The 15,760-nt window shown below is 37.0% G+C and carries 14 protein-coding genes; 8 read left to right on the top strand and 6 right to left on the bottom strand.

Annotated elements, in window-relative coordinates:
- The first annotated feature begins 151 nt into the window (after window positions 1-151).
- On the top strand, window positions 152-2,416 hold the full coding sequence (locus C1631_RS11925) for an FUSC family membrane protein (protein ID WP_103248364.1): 2,265 nt from the start codon (window positions 152-154) through the stop codon (window positions 2,414-2,416).
- Here the strand turns inward: C1631_RS11925 and C1631_RS11920 are convergent.
- Complete coding sequence (locus C1631_RS11920; protein WP_109712297.1) at window positions 2,397-3,011, bottom strand: 4'-phosphopantetheinyl transferase family protein; 615 nt, start codon at window positions 3,009-3,011, stop codon at window positions 2,397-2,399. The two genes, C1631_RS11925 and C1631_RS11920, sit on opposite strands and share 20 nt — an antisense overlap.
- 209 nt (window positions 3,012-3,220) lie before the next feature.
- Complete coding sequence (locus C1631_RS11915; RefSeq protein WP_109712295.1) at window positions 3,221-3,751, bottom strand: HugZ family pyridoxamine 5'-phosphate oxidase; 531 nt, start codon at window positions 3,749-3,751, stop codon at window positions 3,221-3,223.
- A 167-nt stretch (window positions 3,752-3,918) separates the two neighbouring features.
- Between C1631_RS11915 and ahcY the strand changes: the two genes are divergently transcribed.
- From ahcY to C1631_RS11895, 4 genes are all read left to right on the top strand, one after another.
- Window positions 3,919-5,232: an adenosylhomocysteinase gene (ahcY, locus tag C1631_RS11910; protein WP_109712293.1), complete on the top strand. Its 1,314-nt coding sequence runs from the start codon at window positions 3,919-3,921 to the stop codon at window positions 5,230-5,232.
- A 101-nt stretch (window positions 5,233-5,333) separates the two neighbouring features.
- Window positions 5,334-6,131 carry a hypothetical protein gene (locus tag C1631_RS11905; protein WP_103248756.1) on the top strand — a complete coding sequence of 266 codons (798 nt, stop codon included), beginning with the start codon at window positions 5,334-5,336 and terminating at the stop codon, window positions 6,129-6,131.
- Between the two features lie 123 nt (window positions 6,132-6,254).
- Window positions 6,255-6,647 (top strand): inner membrane protein YiaA, encoded by a 393-nt coding sequence (gene yiaA / locus C1631_RS11900; protein WP_109712291.1) that lies wholly within the window; start codon window positions 6,255-6,257, stop codon window positions 6,645-6,647.
- A 119-nt stretch (window positions 6,648-6,766) separates the two neighbouring features.
- Complete coding sequence (locus C1631_RS11895) at window positions 6,767-8,323, top strand: BspA family leucine-rich repeat surface protein (protein WP_109712289.1); 1,557 nt, start codon at window positions 6,767-6,769, stop codon at window positions 8,321-8,323.
- Between the two features lie 53 nt (window positions 8,324-8,376).
- Here the strand turns inward: C1631_RS11895 and purE are convergent, their stop codons facing one another.
- Entirely contained in the window at window positions 8,377-8,880 is a 504-nt protein-coding gene (purE, locus tag C1631_RS11890; protein WP_109712287.1) for a 5-(carboxyamino)imidazole ribonucleotide mutase, read from the bottom strand.
- A 214-nt stretch (window positions 8,881-9,094) separates the two neighbouring features.
- Here purE and C1631_RS11885 point away from each other — a divergent pair, with 214 nt between their 5' ends.
- Window positions 9,095-10,003 carry a DMT family transporter gene (locus C1631_RS11885; RefSeq protein ID WP_103249951.1) on the top strand — a complete coding sequence of 303 codons (909 nt, stop codon included), beginning with the start codon at window positions 9,095-9,097 and terminating at the stop codon, window positions 10,001-10,003.
- 71 nt (window positions 10,004-10,074) lie between these two features.
- On the opposite strand, the gene C1631_RS11880 is transcribed toward C1631_RS11885, so the two are convergent.
- Entirely contained in the window at window positions 10,075-11,010 is a 936-nt protein-coding gene (locus C1631_RS11880; RefSeq protein ID WP_109712284.1) for an alpha/beta hydrolase, read from the bottom strand.
- A gap of 154 nt (window positions 11,011-11,164) precedes the next feature.
- Here C1631_RS11880 and C1631_RS11875 point away from each other — a divergent pair, with 154 nt between their 5' ends.
- Together C1631_RS11875 and C1631_RS11870 are read left to right on the top strand one after the other, a co-directional pair.
- Window positions 11,165-11,728: a hypothetical protein gene (locus tag C1631_RS11875; protein WP_103249442.1), complete on the top strand. Its 564-nt coding sequence runs from the start codon at window positions 11,165-11,167 to the stop codon at window positions 11,726-11,728.
- Between the two features lie 6 nt (window positions 11,729-11,734).
- Entirely contained in the window at window positions 11,735-13,858 is a 2,124-nt protein-coding gene (locus tag C1631_RS11870; RefSeq protein WP_109712282.1) for a cation:proton antiporter, read from the top strand.
- Window positions 13,859-14,022: 164 nt separating this feature from the next.
- On the opposite strand, the gene C1631_RS11865 is transcribed toward C1631_RS11870, so the two are convergent.
- Both C1631_RS11865 and C1631_RS11860 read right to left on the bottom strand, forming a co-directional pair.
- Complete coding sequence (locus tag C1631_RS11865) at window positions 14,023-15,135, bottom strand: 5-(carboxyamino)imidazole ribonucleotide synthase (protein WP_109712280.1); 1,113 nt, start codon at window positions 15,133-15,135, stop codon at window positions 14,023-14,025.
- 24 nt (window positions 15,136-15,159) lie between these two features.
- A complete protein-coding gene (locus tag C1631_RS11860; protein ID WP_109712384.1) occupies window positions 15,160-15,711 on the bottom strand; it encodes a DUF1543 domain-containing protein in 552 nt (183 codons plus the stop codon).
- Between the last annotated feature and the right edge of the window lie 49 nt (window positions 15,712-15,760).

The following is a 15,760-nucleotide window of genomic DNA, read 5'->3' as shown; positions in this document are numbered from 1 at the left end:
CTCTTATTTTTCTATTAACAAACTTTACGCTTTACGTAAAAATTCATCATTGATATCTCAAAAACAGAAGATTAAAAAAATATAATATTTAAGTTTACAAAAGTCTTTTCTTTATGGGGATTTTCTTGTTTTCAATACCTATTTTTGTAGTATGAACTATTCTGCGGAGCTAAAGAAATTTGTAACAAGTCAGTATGTATATTCTGCGATCAGAATTACATTAGCTACCGTTTTGCCTTGTTTAGTCCTTGCCCACTTTGGTATTTTGAAAGAATATTTCCTCTTCCCTCTCGGAACCAGTTTTGTGGCGCTTACCGACCAGCCTGGTCCTTTTATCCGAAGAAGAAACTCCTTAGCTTTTGCCATTTGTTGCTTTGTATTTGTAGCAACAATTGCCAGTCTGGTGATGAGTATAAAAATTTTAGTTATTCTTGAAATTATCTTATTTGGGCTATTCTTCTCTCTCATTGGAGTCTACGGACAGCGGCTTGCAGCTGTGGGTTCACTGTCTTTAGTTGTATTGGCTATCTTTATTGACGGCCACCTTACCGGAAGCAATATTGTCAAAAGTTTATTCATCTTTGCATGCGGATGTATATGGTTTTTACTCATTTTCCTTGTGGTAACGACAATCCGCCCTTATAAACTCGCCGGGCAGATGATTGGAGAAAACTATCTTCAACTGGCTGAGTTCTTAAAAATTAAGGCTAACTATTACCAAAAGAATCCTGATTTTGATAAGCTGACGACTCAGGTAATTGCCAAACAGATTGAAATAAAAAACCTTCAGGAAGATACCCGCGAAACGGTTTTTAAAACAAGAACAATAGTCAACGAATCCACAACGACCAGTCGTTTATTAATGCTGATGTTTCTCAATTCAATGGATCTTCATGAAAAGCTGATGACTTCTGAAAGTGATTATCAGAAACTGCAGCAAAGCTTCGAAGATAGCATGATTCTGGTCAATGTTCATGATTATCTTAATTTATTGGCAGAAGAAATTACCAATATCGGGATTGCTCTTCAAAGCGGAACCAGAGCAAAACCCATGTTTAATCTGGAGCTTGAATTAAAAAATCTTAATTATAATTATTTCGAACTTAGAAATAAGCAGCTTTCTCCTGATAATCTTGAAAATTTCATGATCCTTCGTCAGATCCTGATGCGTATCAATGAGATTACCAAAGAGATTAATGAGATTTACAAAGTATTTTCACAAAACGTGAAACTGGCAAAGAGTTTATCCACAGGACTGGACTTGAAAAAGTTTATGCCCAATGAGCCGAAACTTAATGCTAAGGTTTTAAAAAATAATATTTCATTATCTTCCTCTCACTTCCGGCATGCAATAAGAATTACAACTGCTCTGTTGCTGGGATACCTGTTTTCAATGTTTGAGTTTCTCGGACTGGGGCACACCTATTGGATATTAATCACAATTACTGCTATATTGAAGCCGGCCTATTCTATTACCAAACAACGGAATCTTCTGCGTTTGTATGGTACCATTACCGGAGCTGTCATTGCCTATATTATTCTACATTTCATCCATATCAATGGAGTGCTTCTTGCCATTCTTCTGATAAGTATGATCATGTGTTTCAGCTTTTTAAAAGGACGGTACTATTGGGCGGTATTATTCATGACTATTTATGTTTTTCTGAGTTTCAATTTCTTAAACCCCGGAAAGGTAGATATTATTTTTAAAGACCGGATTTTCGACACTGCCATTGCAGGAATTATTGCTTTTGCCGTATCTTATATTGTACTTCCTGTTTGGGAACATACCCAGAATCTGGACCTTATGAAAAAATCTGCGGCAGACAATCTTATTTATTTCCAAAGTGTTATTTCCAAATTTTTGCAGGGAAATTTTGATATTGAAGATTATAAAATAAAACGAAAAAATGCAATCATTTCACTGGCCAATCTTTCTGATAACTTCCAGCGAATGATTTCAGATCCAAAAAATCAGCAGAAGAAACTGGAGGTAGTTCATCAGTTTGTAGCGACATCGCACCTGATTACCGCCTACACAGCTTCCCTTTCACAATATTCCAAAAGCAACGAGCAATATCCCGAAATAGACGCTGAAAGCTGGAGCAGAAAAATTGAAGCAGAAATGCAGCAAACCTCCACATTATTGAACGGTGATGACATCAGTGAAACCCTGAAAATGGAAAGCCGCCTTGAACCTGAGGACTCTTCAATCGAAGATATGTTGATGAAAAGGAAAACCGAAATTGAAGAAAACGACATTGTGGACCGAAGAGATCCTGATAAAATTTCCCACTTAACGGAACTTAAAAATATCCTGGATATTCTGGAACTGATCTATGATGTTGCCAAAGAACAACGAAAAGTAATAGAAAAATACCGAAACGAGAAGCATACTACGCCTCCACAATCGTAAAACAGTAATCATCAAAAAATTCTACCCGGGCTTTAAATTCATCTGAAAATTCTTCATCATACACTCTGCAGCTTATTTTATGAAGATGCTTCAATTCAAAAGGTTTTACTTCGTAGTTTTTCTTTAAGGACCAATATTTTGAGTGATGGATTTTGTACATACTTTCCTTTACGCTCCAGATAATAGTATAAAAAGTATCAGACTTATCTTCAGGAATGAATCCCCTTTCATTTTCATAAGTGAATTTATCAATGACCCTTAAAATTTTGGGATTGAACTTTTCAACATCGATTCCTATTTTATTTTTGGAAATTGCAATGGCTGCAAAAGGAAAAGAATGCGTAATTGATATTTCTGCATCCTTAGGTGAAAGAAAAGGTTCTCTTTCATTATATAAAATTTTGGAATGGGGTTTTAGCCCTTTCAGAAGTTTACGAACCATTAAGACCTCAAGAAGTTTCTTGGGATGATAATCTTTTACCTTTTCAGCATTTTCCGGCTCCAGCAGTTCATTGATATCAAGGTCTTCACTTTCATCATACTTCCAGACAAGGATGGTGGCATTATCATCAGAAAAATCTCGGTAAAGGGGCATTCTTTTTTTTATTGTACAAAAATAAGGAAAAAGTTGGAAGATGGGAGCTGGAAGTTTCTATTGGTCAATAAAAGTAAATATAAACTTATTGAAAAAATCTGTTAAAAAACAAATTCCCCAATTAGCTTAACAACTGGATCCTCCAGCTTCCCTCCTTATTTAGACCAACAATTAAAAAACTTCCAGCTCCCAGCTTAAAGCTTCCCTCCTTATCTAGACTGATGATTCACATCGTTTCTGTGCTCTATAATCTCCAAATTCTCATCCACAAAATAAGCACTTCCAAATCCATTAACATAAGATCCTTTTACCGGTTGCAAAGCAATCAGAATAAAATCTCCCATATCAGAAATAATGTTCACTACTTTCCCATGGGTTTCTTTAAGGGTTGTAATTACATTATTCCATGTTTCAGAATCTCTTTCTATCGGGGAAGTTGATGCTTCAAGTGTTAAACGTTCACGGGCATAGATCTGCTTCGTTGCAGACTCGTCTTCAATAAACATCACGGATGTTTTTCTACCGTCAGCAAGGTTTTTAGTATGTTTTGCCATAAAAGAAACCAGGATATAAAACGTGTTCCCGATCTGCACAAAAGGAGCATAGCTGGAATTGGGGCTTCCTTCTGCATCAACAGTTGCCAGAATTACACTTTGAGTTCTGTCTATCAATTCTTTTACTTTCGGAGCAACAGGTTTTGTTTTTCTTTGAGATTCTTCCTGAGAATGGTTATGATTCATAATGATAATAATTTATGAGATAAAAGTAATTGTTTTTATTAAGACTAAATAATTATTAATCCTGTTTAATCTCATAAAACTGAACTTAATCAGGTGTTTTTTTATCTTAATTATTAATTGTAATTTTGCATTTCGTAATCCATTGAATTAAAAAATATTCATTACATATGAGTACTACAACACAATACGTTCCTTATAAAGTTAAGGATATCTCCCTTGCAGAATGGGGAAGAAAAGAAATTACCCTTGCAGAAGCAGAAATGCCAGGTTTGATGTCAATCCGTGAAGAATACGGGCCATCTCAGCCGCTTAAGGGAGCCAGAATCGCCGGATGTCTTCACATGACAATCCAGACAGCTGTGCTTATCGAAACATTGGTTGCTTTAGGAGCTGAAGTTACCTGGTCTTCTTGTAATATCTTCTCTACACAGGATCACGCTGCTGCTGCTATTGCTGCTGCAGGAATTCCCGTATACGCATGGAAAGGTCTTAATGAAGAAGAATTTGACTGGTGTATTGAGCAGACTTTATTCTTCGGAGAAGAAAGAAAACCATTAAACATGATCCTGGATGATGGTGGAGATTTAACAAACATGGTGTTTGATAAATACCCTGAATTCACAAAAGATATCAAAGGTCTTTCTGAAGAAACAACTACAGGAGTACACAGATTATACGAAAGAATGAAAAACGGAACTTTGGTAATGCCGGCTATCAACGTAAACGATTCTGTAACTAAATCTAAATTCGACAACAAATACGGATGTAAAGAATCTGCAGTAGATGCTGTAAGAAGAGCGACTGACGTAATGTTGGCAGGAAAAAGAGTGGTAGTTTGCGGATACGGAGATGTAGGTAAAGGTACTGCAGCTTCTTTCAGAGGAGCAGGTTCTATCGTTACAGTTACTGAAATTGACCCGATCTGTGCACTTCAGGCTGCAATGGACGGATATGAAGTAAAAAGATTAGATACTGTGGTAGACAACGCGGATATCGTGATTACAACAACCGGTAACTTCAACATCGTAAGAGGAGAACATTTCCTTAAGATGAAAGATAAAGCGATCGTTTGTAACATCGGTCACTTCGATAACGAAATCGATATGGCATGGTTAAACAAAAACTATGGTCACACTAAATCTGAAGTGAAACCTCAGGTAGACATCTACACCATCGAAGGAAAAGAAGTAATCATCCTTGCTGAAGGTAGATTGGTAAACTTAGGATGTGCAACAGGACACCCAAGTTTCGTAATGTCTAACTCTTTCTCTAACCAGACTTTGGCTCAGATCGAACTTTGGAACAACTCTGCTGCTTACAAAAATGAAGTATACATGCTTCCTAAGCACTTAGATGAAAAAGTAGCTGCTTTACACCTTAAAAAATTAAGCGTAGAGCTTGAAACTCTTTCTCCTGAGCAGGCTGAGTATATCGGAGTAGAAGTACAAGGGCCATTCAAACCTGAGTACTACAGATACTAAGATTCAAATAATTTTATGATATGATCCCATTATTGAAAAATAGTGGGATCTTTTGTTTTTAACCATTCTTGATTCCTTATTTTTGCACCCTAAAAAATATCATGAAAAACAAATTATTTTTAAGTCTTTTCAGTTCTGTTGTATTCTTTAACAGTTGTAGTAATAATGAGGATCTTCCAAGTTACTCTACGAGAAAACAAAAATTATTGCGGAGTATATTTGTAACCCATTATGACAATTCGTTTAAACCCAAATACATCCAGCATACATTCAGATACAATCCAGCTGGAGAAGTGATAAAAATAACTTCTCAAGAAGGGCTTACAACTTTTGAATATAGTAATGGGAAACCATCCAAAATAAATTATTATAATGATAAAGAGCAATTAATATATTATAATACATTCACTTATAATAACGATAAATTAGCCGAGGTAAAAGCAATCTATGCCAATTCTGAATATAACAGAACAACTACATACACTTATAATTCAAACGGTCAGCTTATAGGGTCTATCCTATGTCAGTCTCCAGACTGCTCCAAACAAAGCACTATCTCATATACATATGACGGTGATAATATTTCAACGGAAACCTCAACCACAGGAGGAACATTAAATTCAATTAAAAAAGATTTTTTTTATGATAATAGATACAGTCCATTTACTGATACCAATAAGTATCTGAGAATAGCAATGGGTGGCGCATATTCATTAAGCAAAAACAATTACACAACCGAGAAAATTAGTTATAAAAATGACGATGGCACCTGGACCCAAAAGCAGACCAACTATTACATTATCGAATATGATAGTAACGGATTACCTCAATCGGTTGTGGGGAAAGATGCAAAAGGGAATGATATTGTAGACTACTATTATCAATATGATTTAAATTAATCTATTATAAATTTTTCATTTTGCTTTAGAAACTTGCTCCCGTATTTTGCCCATATTTCATACGTGATACATTGAGATTTCTAAAAATTGAATATATTTACCCCTTAAACAAAACATTAATACATGAAAAAACAAAGAGTATCAAATGCGTTTGTCGCGGCATCGTGGGTCGCATTAGGAGCTGGAATGATTGGTTATATTGTAGGTCTTGCAAGAGCCGAAATGCAACTCAATGAAAAAGGATATTATTTTACTATCCTTTTATATGGCTTATTTGCTGTGGTTTCTTTACAGAAAGCTGTTCGTGACCGTTTGGAAAATATCCAGGTGACAGATATCTACTATGGCATCTGTTGGTTTGCTACACTATCTTCTATTGTATTACTGGCCGTAGGTCTCTGGAATGCCACCATACTTCCAAGTGAAAAAGGTTTTTATGCATTTGCATTTTTACTAGCCCTTTTTGGTGCTATTTCGGTTCAGAAGAATACCCGGGATAATATGATTCAGGAATAAACCAAGCTCTCCGATCCGGAGAGTTTTTTTATTTTATGAAAATCTATATTATTTAAAATGAAATTAAAAAATAATCTAAGTTATTCATTTTTAGTATATTTATTTCATAAACTACTACCATGATCAAAAAGTATTTGCTTTTCACCATTCTTATCCTTTCATTTCAAATAGCAAAAGCTCAGCAAGAGTTTATCACCATCTGGAAGCCTTCGTCCAACGTAATTCCGCCCATCGATGTAGATGCTCCCTATCAGGCAAACTCTCAACAAATATGGTTCCCCGGCATTGGTGATAATTATACCATTGAGTGGGAAGAGGTAGGTGCCCCTCAACATAAAGGAACGCTCACCGATGTAACTTCCACCAAGCAGGTGCTTATTGATTTCGGAGCTCCAATGGGAGATGGAGAGCCAACCTATCGGGTAAAAGTAAGCAATGGAAATGGTGCTTTCCGACAGATAAAATTCGGAGAAGCCCAACTCTTTCAACTTCCTATACATATTTTCCCTTTCTGGCAGATCAACGGAAGTGCAGATAAAATACTGGAAATAGAACAATGGGGAGACATCTCATGGACCACAATGAACAGTGCTTTCGCCAATTGTAAGTTGATACAGTTAACAGCAACAGACACTCCCATCCTTGATCAGATTACCGACGCCTCTTTCATGTTCTATGGTACTGTCAGCCTTGCCGGAGCCCCTTCTATGCAACACTGGAATACCTCAACAATTCAGAATTTCAGCTTTATGTTTTCCCTTTCATTCAATCTCCTACCCAATACCCCATTAGCCCATCAATTCAATCCTCCCTATTTCAATAGCTGGAATATGTCTTCCGCAACGAATCTCAGTTATATGTTCTCAGGAAGACCACTTTTTAATCAAAGTATAAACGATTGGGATGTTTCCAGGGTAACAGATATGAGCTGGATGTTTGCAGATTGCAAAAGCTACAACCAGCCTATGAATAAGTGGAATACCGAAAATCTTGAGGACATCCATTATATGTTTCACTTTATTCCTGTTTTCAACCAGCCCTTACCGTGGAATACTTCTAAAATCAAGAATATGGCACATGCAATCCACGCCTGTACAGCATTTAATCAACCTCTGGAAAGCTGGGATACAACAAACGTAACCTCCATAGAGCAGATTCTTAATGAAACACCCAGTTTTAATCAACCTCTTGGAAAATGGAATTTGACTTCAGTTAATAATGCTTTCTACGCATTATCACAAACAGGTATGGATTGTGAGAACTACAGTAAAACCCTTGCAGGATGGGCAGATAACCCCAATACCGCAAACAATATAATTTTAGACAATGTGGAACCATTAAAGTATGCATCAAATGCCACCAGCAAAAGAGATATTCTGATCAATAAAGGATGGACAATAAGTGGTGATACGGTTGGCAATTGCTTATTGTCTTCATCTGAAGAAACACTCAATAAGAAACCTTCTCTATACCCGAATCCCGCAACGGATGATATCTATATTGAAGGTTTAAACGATATGAAAGGTTATAAAATTTTAGATGCAAGCGGACGACTGATCAAAGAAGGAAATTCCAGCAAGGACATGATTAATATAACTGATCTGCCAAAAGGAAACTACATCATACAACTCATCTTAAAAGAAAAAATCTTCTCCTCAAAATTTATTAAAAAATAAAGAAAGCCTCACTGCATTGGTGAGGCTTTCTTTATTTTTAAGCTTGATTCAAACTATATATCAAAATGATTGGGGTGCTGTGCCTTAATATCATCAACAGTTCCCAGTACTTTATCTTTTAAAGAATCCTGGTATTTCTGAAGATTTTCAGCTACTTTTTCATCTGCACTTCCCAGAATTTTTGCAGCTAAAATCCCCGCATTCAAAGCTCCGTTCAAAGCTACAGTTGCTACAGGAATTCCTCCGGGCATCTGAAGAATAGATAATACAGAATCCCATCCATCAATAGAATTGCTTGATAAAATCGGAACCCCGATTACAGGAAGAGTCGTACAACTCGCTACCATTCCCGGAAGATGTGCTGCTCCTCCGGCTCCGGCAACAATTACTTTAAGCCCTCTCTCTTTAGCGGTCTTTGCATAATCAAACATCCTTTCCGGTGTTCTGTGTGCCGAAACCACAGTGAGCTCATAAGGGATATCCAGACTTTTCAGAAAATTTGCTGCTTGTTCCATGATTGGCAGATCGCTCTGACTGCCCATAATAATTCCTACCATCTTCAATTTTTATTAGATCTTCAAAGATAAAAAAATTAAAACGTAAAACCGATCCCCTTCAAAAGCCTATTCTGCCCACATTTCCATTTTCAACTTTCAACTTTCAACTTTCAATTTTCAACTCTTTACCATCTGTATCATCAAAAATAGAAACAACTGTATCCTTAAGATTAATCATAAAACCCTTAAATTTGTTTGTTACACCTGACTTACTTTGAAAGATTATAAACTTATTTTCGCTGTTCTTACCGTTGCACTGGTCTGGGGAACTACATTTTTAGCCATTCGCGTTGCTGTAGAAACTATTCCTGCCTGGTTTGTGGCCGGAATTCGTCAGTTTCTTGCTTCTGTTATTATGCTGATTATACTTCTTTCAAGAAAAGAATTCAAATGGATTGGCTGGAAAAGTCTGGGCTACCAGGTTGTTTTTGCTTCTTTGATGCTTGTAATAGCCAATGGAATGACAACGGTGGCTGAAGAAACCGTAACCAGTAGTCTTGCTTCATTAATCAGTGCCTGCTCCCCTATCCTTGTTTTCCTGGGAAGTGTAGCTGTGGGATTGCAAAGATTCAGCCTGCGGGCATTAAGTGGTGTTCTGATGTGTTTCAGCGGAATACTTTTCATTTTTTGGGACGGACTTAAAGATCTTGCTAACCCTGAGTACAGAATGGGGATGATTTTTCTCTTTTGTGCGATCGCAGGATGGGCTTCAGGAACCATTTTTACCAAAAAATTAAATATCCAGAGTGGCAACATAACATTAAACTTATTCTATCAGTTTCTCTTTGCCGGCATTGTACAGATTATTCTTGCCTTCCTGTTTTCAGAAAATTATAACTTCGGAAACTGGACTTTGAAAAGTATTTCTGCCATGTTGTATTTGTCCGTTTTTGGATCTGTAGCTGCATTTTTTGCATTCCATTATGCGCTGACTAAAATTTCTCCGGTACAGGTTTCTATTCTTGCCTACATCAATACAATCATTGCTATATTTTTAGGATGGCTGATCATGGATGAAAAAGTGACGTTTAAATTTATTCTTGCCGCAGTACTGATTATTTGTGGGGTATTCATTATCAACTATAAACCGGAGATGTTTAAAAAGCAGAAAACAATACAGTAAAAGTATAGTTTAATTTAAATAAATACAAAATTTATAAAGTGAGAATTTCCCTCCTCCTTAGGGGTGGCAAATCAAGGATTTGCCGAAGTGCCTAGAATCCCATTCACCTTCAACCACTTTAAAAATAAATCCGGCCATTCTCCGGTATTGGTCCCTTTCTTCCCCAGTCCCCAGCCATGTCCTCCGGACTGAAACAGATGTAATTCTGCAGGAATTTTATGATTCTTCAAAGCCTGATACATCAGGATACTGTTTTCTACGGGAGAAATCGGATCATCTTCAGACTGAGCCAGAAAAGTGATTGGGGAGTGCTCTGTTACTTGCTTTTCGACAGAAAGTTGAATCTGGTCTTTCGTGTCCGATGATTTTCCCAGCAAAGATTTAAAAGAATGGGTATTGTTATTAGGTGGAAGCATAGATACCACGGGATAAATCATCGCTGTAAAGTCTGGCTTTGCTGAAATTTGATCAATGGCATCTTGTGGTGGATAATATACCGTATCAAAAGTAGAAGAAATATATCCTGCAAGATGACTACCAGCAGAAAAACCCAGAACTCCTATTTTATCAGGATCAATCTTATATTTTCCTGCATTGCTTCTGATTATTCGTAAAGCACGTTGCGCATCCTGAAACGGAACTGATTTTGTAGTCCAACCCTCTCCGGGAAGCCTGTATAGTAATTCAAAAGCTGTAATCCCCTGTGATTGTAACCATTCTCCTACCGGATTTCCTTCTGAGCCTGATTCAATATGAGCATATCCTCCTCCACTAATAACTAAAACAGCAATTCCGTTAGGTGTTTGGGGTTGATGAACAATGAGCTGGGGATTGCTGATATTTGTAAACGAACCTTTGGGAGAAATTTTGTTCTCTCCTTTAGGTCCCGGCCCATCTGGAATGGTTTTCCATAGAGCAATAGAAGGGGTTTGACCTTTAACACAAAGCCCCCTTGATCCCAAAAACAGGTTGCTTAAAAGCAAGAAAAAGAACAGGATATTATTCATTCAATCTAATTTTCACTATAAATATTGGTCAAAAAAAACACCTGATATATAAAACTGTTTTTCAATACATTAAAGATACTTAAAATCATATAGACTTCAAACCGGTTTTCATATTCTCTTCATTTTTCTTATATTGTATACTCAACCCTACAACATGCAGAAAAACACATTTTTTATTATTCTCGCTGTCTCTTTTCTTTTGATAAGCTGTGATTACAAAGAAAAGGAAAAGAACCTGACAGACAGAGAAAAACAATTACTGGAGAAAGAAAAAATTTTCGCAAAGAAAGAATCTGAATATCAGTCGCTCGTAAAAATGAGAGACAGTATTTTTGCCAAAAAAGATTCTGTAGTCATTGCGAGATGGCCTGCCGAGATTTCAGGTGCCTGGAATGGCAAAGTAATCTGTACAGAATCCAACTGCAGTGATTATGCTGTGGGTGATCAGCGTACGGATATCTGGGAATTCGATAACGACCCAACCCAGCCGGTCACCAAAATCATCAATAACAACAATCTGATCAGGTTATATACTGGTAAGTTTGAGAATAACGAGATCAAACTTTCTTTCAAAACAGATTCTACAGCCAAAAAAAATGTAGAAATGAATGTCCTTCTTAACGACATTTCAGACAACAAAATCAAAGGAACAAGAACTGTTACCTCCGATGGTTGTACCGCCAAGTTCTCTGTTGAATTAATACGTTCCATCAAATAAACACCTATGATTTTACTGAGTATACACAATCTGAGTTTTCCCATTGAAGATCCGGTATTAAAGTTCCTTTTGGTACTGGTCATCATTCTCGCTGCTCCGTTATTATTGAATAAAATTAAAGTTCCCCATTTGCTGGGACTCATCATAGCCGGTGCCATCATTGGTCCCAATGGCTTCAATGTATTGTCCAGAGATAGTAGTATTGTGGTCACCGGAACCACCGGATTACTTTACATTATGTTTCTGGCCGGGCTGGAAATCGATATGGGCGATTTTAAAAAGAACAAATGGAAAAGTCTTACGTTTGGGCTTTACACTTTCATTGTCCCCTTTGTTTTAGGATATCTGGGAGGATATTACCTTCTTCACTTTTCAATGCTGACTTCGATCTTATTTGCCAGTCTGTTTTCTTCTCATACCTTAATTGCCTATCCGTTGGTCAGTAAATTAGGGATTGCAAAAAATAAGGCAGTCAATATTACCGTGGGAGGTACCATGATCACCGATATTCTTGCTCTATTGGTACTAGCGGTTATTGTGGGAATGTCTCAGGGAGATGTAGGAACAGAATTTTGGGTTAAACTCTCCGTTTCTTTTATTCTTTTCGCCTTGATTGTACTGATTGTGTTCCCTATTATAGGACGTTGGTTTTTCAAGAGAGTAGATGATAAAATTTCGCAATATATTTTTGTATTGGTAATGATTTATCTGGCAGCAATGCTGGCAGAACTTGCAGGAGTGGAAGCCATTATTGGTGCTTTCTTTGCCGGATTAGCATTAAACAGACTCATTCCTCACACCTCATCATTGATGAACAGGGTCGAGTTTGTAGGAAATGCCATCTTTATCCCATTCTTCCTGATCAGCGTGGGAATGTTGATTGATTTTAAAGTTTTTATTCAAAGCTGGGAAACCCTTGAAGTAGCCGCCATTATGCTTGTAGCTTCTATTGGTGGAAAATATATTTCTGCCGTGGCGACTCAAAAGACCTTCAGGCTTACCAAAGAAGAAGGAAAACTGATCTTTGGATTAAGTTCCGCCTCAGCAGCTGCAACCCTGGCTTCAGTAATGGTAGGATACAATATCATTCTTTCTGAAACTGAAACCGGAGAACCTGTAAGATTATTGAATGAGCATGTATTGAACGGAAGTATCTTGCTGATTCTGATTTCATGTACGATATCATCATTCATCTCAATGTCAAGTGCTCAAAAAATTGCGGAAGCAGACAATGAGGATACCGTCTCAGGAAATACACATGAAGAGGAAAATATTCTATTAGCCATTAATCATGAAGAAACCGTGGAAAGAATGGTTAATCTGGGCATTCTGATCAAAGCACACTCCAACACGGAAGATTTATTTGCCTTAAATGTAATCAATGAAGATAAAAACGAATCATCTGTAAAAAATGCGGAAAAACTTCTTCATCAGGCTTCTGATGCCGCAGCAGCAGCGGATGTAAAACTTCAGGCTCTTAAAAGATATGACAATGATGTCATCAATGGGGTAAATAATGTCATTAAGGAACAAAAAATCACTGATCTGATTATCGGATTGGAAGATGAAAAGGGCTTCTCGCCTTCTTTTGTTTACAATTTATACAATGGTTATCTTCAGAATGATGACGCCAATGTATTGGTGTACCATGCAGCACAGCCGCTTTCTACCATTAAAAAGTACGCTGTAATGATTCCTGAAAATGCGCATCAGGATGCCGGATTCTTCCATGCTCTTCTGAGAGTTTGGAACATCGCCAGAAATTCAGGGGCTACCATGGTTTTTTACGCTCCTGAAAACATTCTCGACATTCTTCAGAAAATCATTAAAAAAGCCAATATAGAAGCTGAATTTATCATTATGAATACGTGGCAGGATGGTGAAAGAACGGCTGCCCAGCTTAAAGATGATGAAGCCTTGATTATCTTCATGGCCAAACGAGGTATGAAGTCTTATATTCCAAGGATGCGACTTATTCCTGAGCTTCTGAACAGGTATCTGAATGATAACAATTATTTGTTGATCTTCCCGTTCTCCGAATATGATAAAAACAGTCCTGAAATACGTTCTGTAGGCAATCATGGTGACTTTGTAGAGATCGGAAATGTGATTCAGAAGATTTTTAAGTAAAGGAAGAAAGCTGAGAGCCGGAAGTTATGCTTGTTAATAAGCAAAGAGGAGAAGTGTTTTCTAAATTCTCCCTAACTTTTGAGCCTGATTCTTATTTAAATAGAGTTTTTAAAAAAATAGCTGTAGATCTTTTCTACAGCTATTTTTATGTCTTTTTATTTCAATTATTCAGAAATCACCCTTACCATTCCTTTCACCATGACAAGTTTCTCCATCAACTCTTCTCTTGAATCAGCAAGGACATTGATGTGTCCCATTTTTCTTCCCGGTTTGGTTTCTGTTTTCCCATACAAATGGATGTAGGTCTCAGGGAGCTGAAGGACATCTTCCATTCCTTCATAGATTACTTTTCCTGTATATCCTTCTGCTCCTACCAGATTCAGCATTCCGCTATATGTGATCGCATCAGTGTCTGCCAGCGGTAAGTTTTTCACCACACGATACATCTGTTCAAACTGGGAGTTTGTATTTCCCTCCTGGCTTTGGTGTCCAGAATTATGTAATCTTGGTGCCGTTTCATTCACCCATACTTTTCCGTCTTTATCAAGGAACAATTCAATGGCAAAAAGCCCCGGAGAGTTTACAGTATTTAAAAATTTCTCTGTAATTTTATCAATTTGCAGCTGAACATCTTCAGTCAAAAGAACCGGGCACACGTTGAAATCCAGCAGATTCAATTTCGGATCAGCAACCATTTCCGTCACAGGGAAAGTATTGGTTTCTCCTCTTTCATTTCTGGCAACAATCACAGAAAGCTCTTTATCGATGTCTACCAGGCTTTCAATGACAGAAGCTTCAGTCCAGATATGCTGATAATCTTCTTCAGTTCTGATCACCTGAACTCCTTTTCCGTCATATCCTCCGGTATTCATTTTCTGAACAAAAGGTAATGGCATGATAATCTTTTCGTCACTATTCCATACCACCTGGAATTCCGGGCTTGGTATATCGTGTGTTTTATAAAATTCTTTCTGAAGGATTTTTTGCTGGATAGTCTTAATAATATTAGCATTGGGGACTACTTTTATCCCCTGTTTTTCTAATTCAGCCAGTGCATCAGCATTCACGTGTTCTATTTCAATAGTTACCACATCTTTATCCTTCCCAAAATTCAAAACAGTATCATAATCATTGAAATTTCCTTGTGTAAAATATGAGATATTATGGCATGGTGCATCAGAAGCAGGATCCAGAGTATAAAACTCATCATCATACTTCAGTGCACTTTGTATCAACATTCTTCCCAGCTGTCCGCCTCCCAGAATTCCTATTTTCATTTTTTATTTTTATTAGATTCTTTCTTATTGAACTTTATCAATTTTTAAATATCCCACTCCCATTGGGTTCTCCTGATTTTCTGCATCAGACTTTGTAAGAACAATGGAATATTTTTCTTTCATATTTTCAGGAAGTATATCATTTACATTGAAAATATCATCGATATCTACCCCGTGTTTATCATCAATATGACTTACTGCTCCTTCAAAACCCATAGTTTGATAAAATTCAGTACCTCTGGCTCTTTTTACAATCTCTGCCATAGACTGCCCTACCATCAGGTGTTGCTCATGAAACTCTTCAAAAAAACCGGGTTTATATCCTCCTAAATTCAGGAAGTACAATTGTTGCTCAGACGTTTTTTCTCCTTTTTCTACGATTTTTACTTCATACCCATCCGCAAATCTTACTTCCTGATGACAATCAAGGTGAATTTTACCTTCTGCTTCCTTCCAGAAGTCTTTCATATCCGGAACCAAATCTTTAAGACTTTCAGCGATTCCGAAAAACACATCATGTTGTTCAATGTTTCTTCCTTTTGGTGTAGCTCCAAGGATCACATAAAATAATTTCATTTCACTTTTCATGCATACAAAAATACGTTAAATTTATCTTTTTCAAATG

Origin of the sequence: Chryseobacterium phosphatilyticum (assembly GCF_002899825.2) — a bacterium.
Taxonomy (GTDB): domain Bacteria; phylum Bacteroidota; class Bacteroidia; order Flavobacteriales; family Weeksellaceae; genus Chryseobacterium; species Chryseobacterium phosphatilyticum.
This window is presented reverse-complemented; position numbering and strand designations above follow the sequence as displayed.

Excerpts from the sequence above, each read along its gene's own strand:
- C1631_RS11925 (WP_103248364.1), top strand. The coding sequence starts at position 152 with ATGAACTATTCTGCGGAGCTAAAGAAATTTGTAACAAGTCAGTATGTA.
- C1631_RS11920 (WP_109712297.1), bottom strand. The coding sequence starts at position 3,011 with ATGCCCCTTTACCGAGATTTTTCTGATGATAATGCCACCATCCTTGTC.
- C1631_RS11915 (WP_109712295.1), bottom strand. The coding sequence starts at position 3,751 with ATGAATCATAACCATTCTCAGGAAGAATCTCAAAGAAAAACAAAACCT.
- ahcY (WP_109712293.1), top strand. The coding sequence starts at position 3,919 with ATGAGTACTACAACACAATACGTTCCTTATAAAGTTAAGGATATCTCC.
- C1631_RS11905 (WP_103248756.1), top strand. The coding sequence starts at position 5,334 with ATGAAAAACAAATTATTTTTAAGTCTTTTCAGTTCTGTTGTATTCTTT.
- yiaA (WP_109712291.1), top strand. The coding sequence starts at position 6,255 with ATGAAAAAACAAAGAGTATCAAATGCGTTTGTCGCGGCATCGTGGGTC.
- C1631_RS11895 (WP_109712289.1), top strand. The coding sequence starts at position 6,767 with ATGATCAAAAAGTATTTGCTTTTCACCATTCTTATCCTTTCATTTCAA.
- purE (WP_109712287.1), bottom strand. The coding sequence starts at position 8,880 with ATGGTAGGAATTATTATGGGCAGTCAGAGCGATCTGCCAATCATGGAA.
- C1631_RS11880 (WP_109712284.1), bottom strand. The coding sequence starts at position 11,010 with ATGAATAATATCCTGTTCTTTTTCTTGCTTTTAAGCAACCTGTTTTTG.
- C1631_RS11875 (WP_103249442.1), top strand. The coding sequence starts at position 11,165 with ATGCAGAAAAACACATTTTTTATTATTCTCGCTGTCTCTTTTCTTTTG.
- C1631_RS11870 (WP_109712282.1), top strand. The coding sequence starts at position 11,735 with ATGATTTTACTGAGTATACACAATCTGAGTTTTCCCATTGAAGATCCG.
- C1631_RS11865 (WP_109712280.1), bottom strand. The coding sequence starts at position 15,135 with ATGAAAATAGGAATTCTGGGAGGCGGACAGCTGGGAAGAATGTTGATA.
- C1631_RS11860 (WP_109712384.1), bottom strand. The coding sequence starts at position 15,711 with ATGAAATTATTTTATGTGATCCTTGGAGCTACACCAAAAGGAAGAAAC.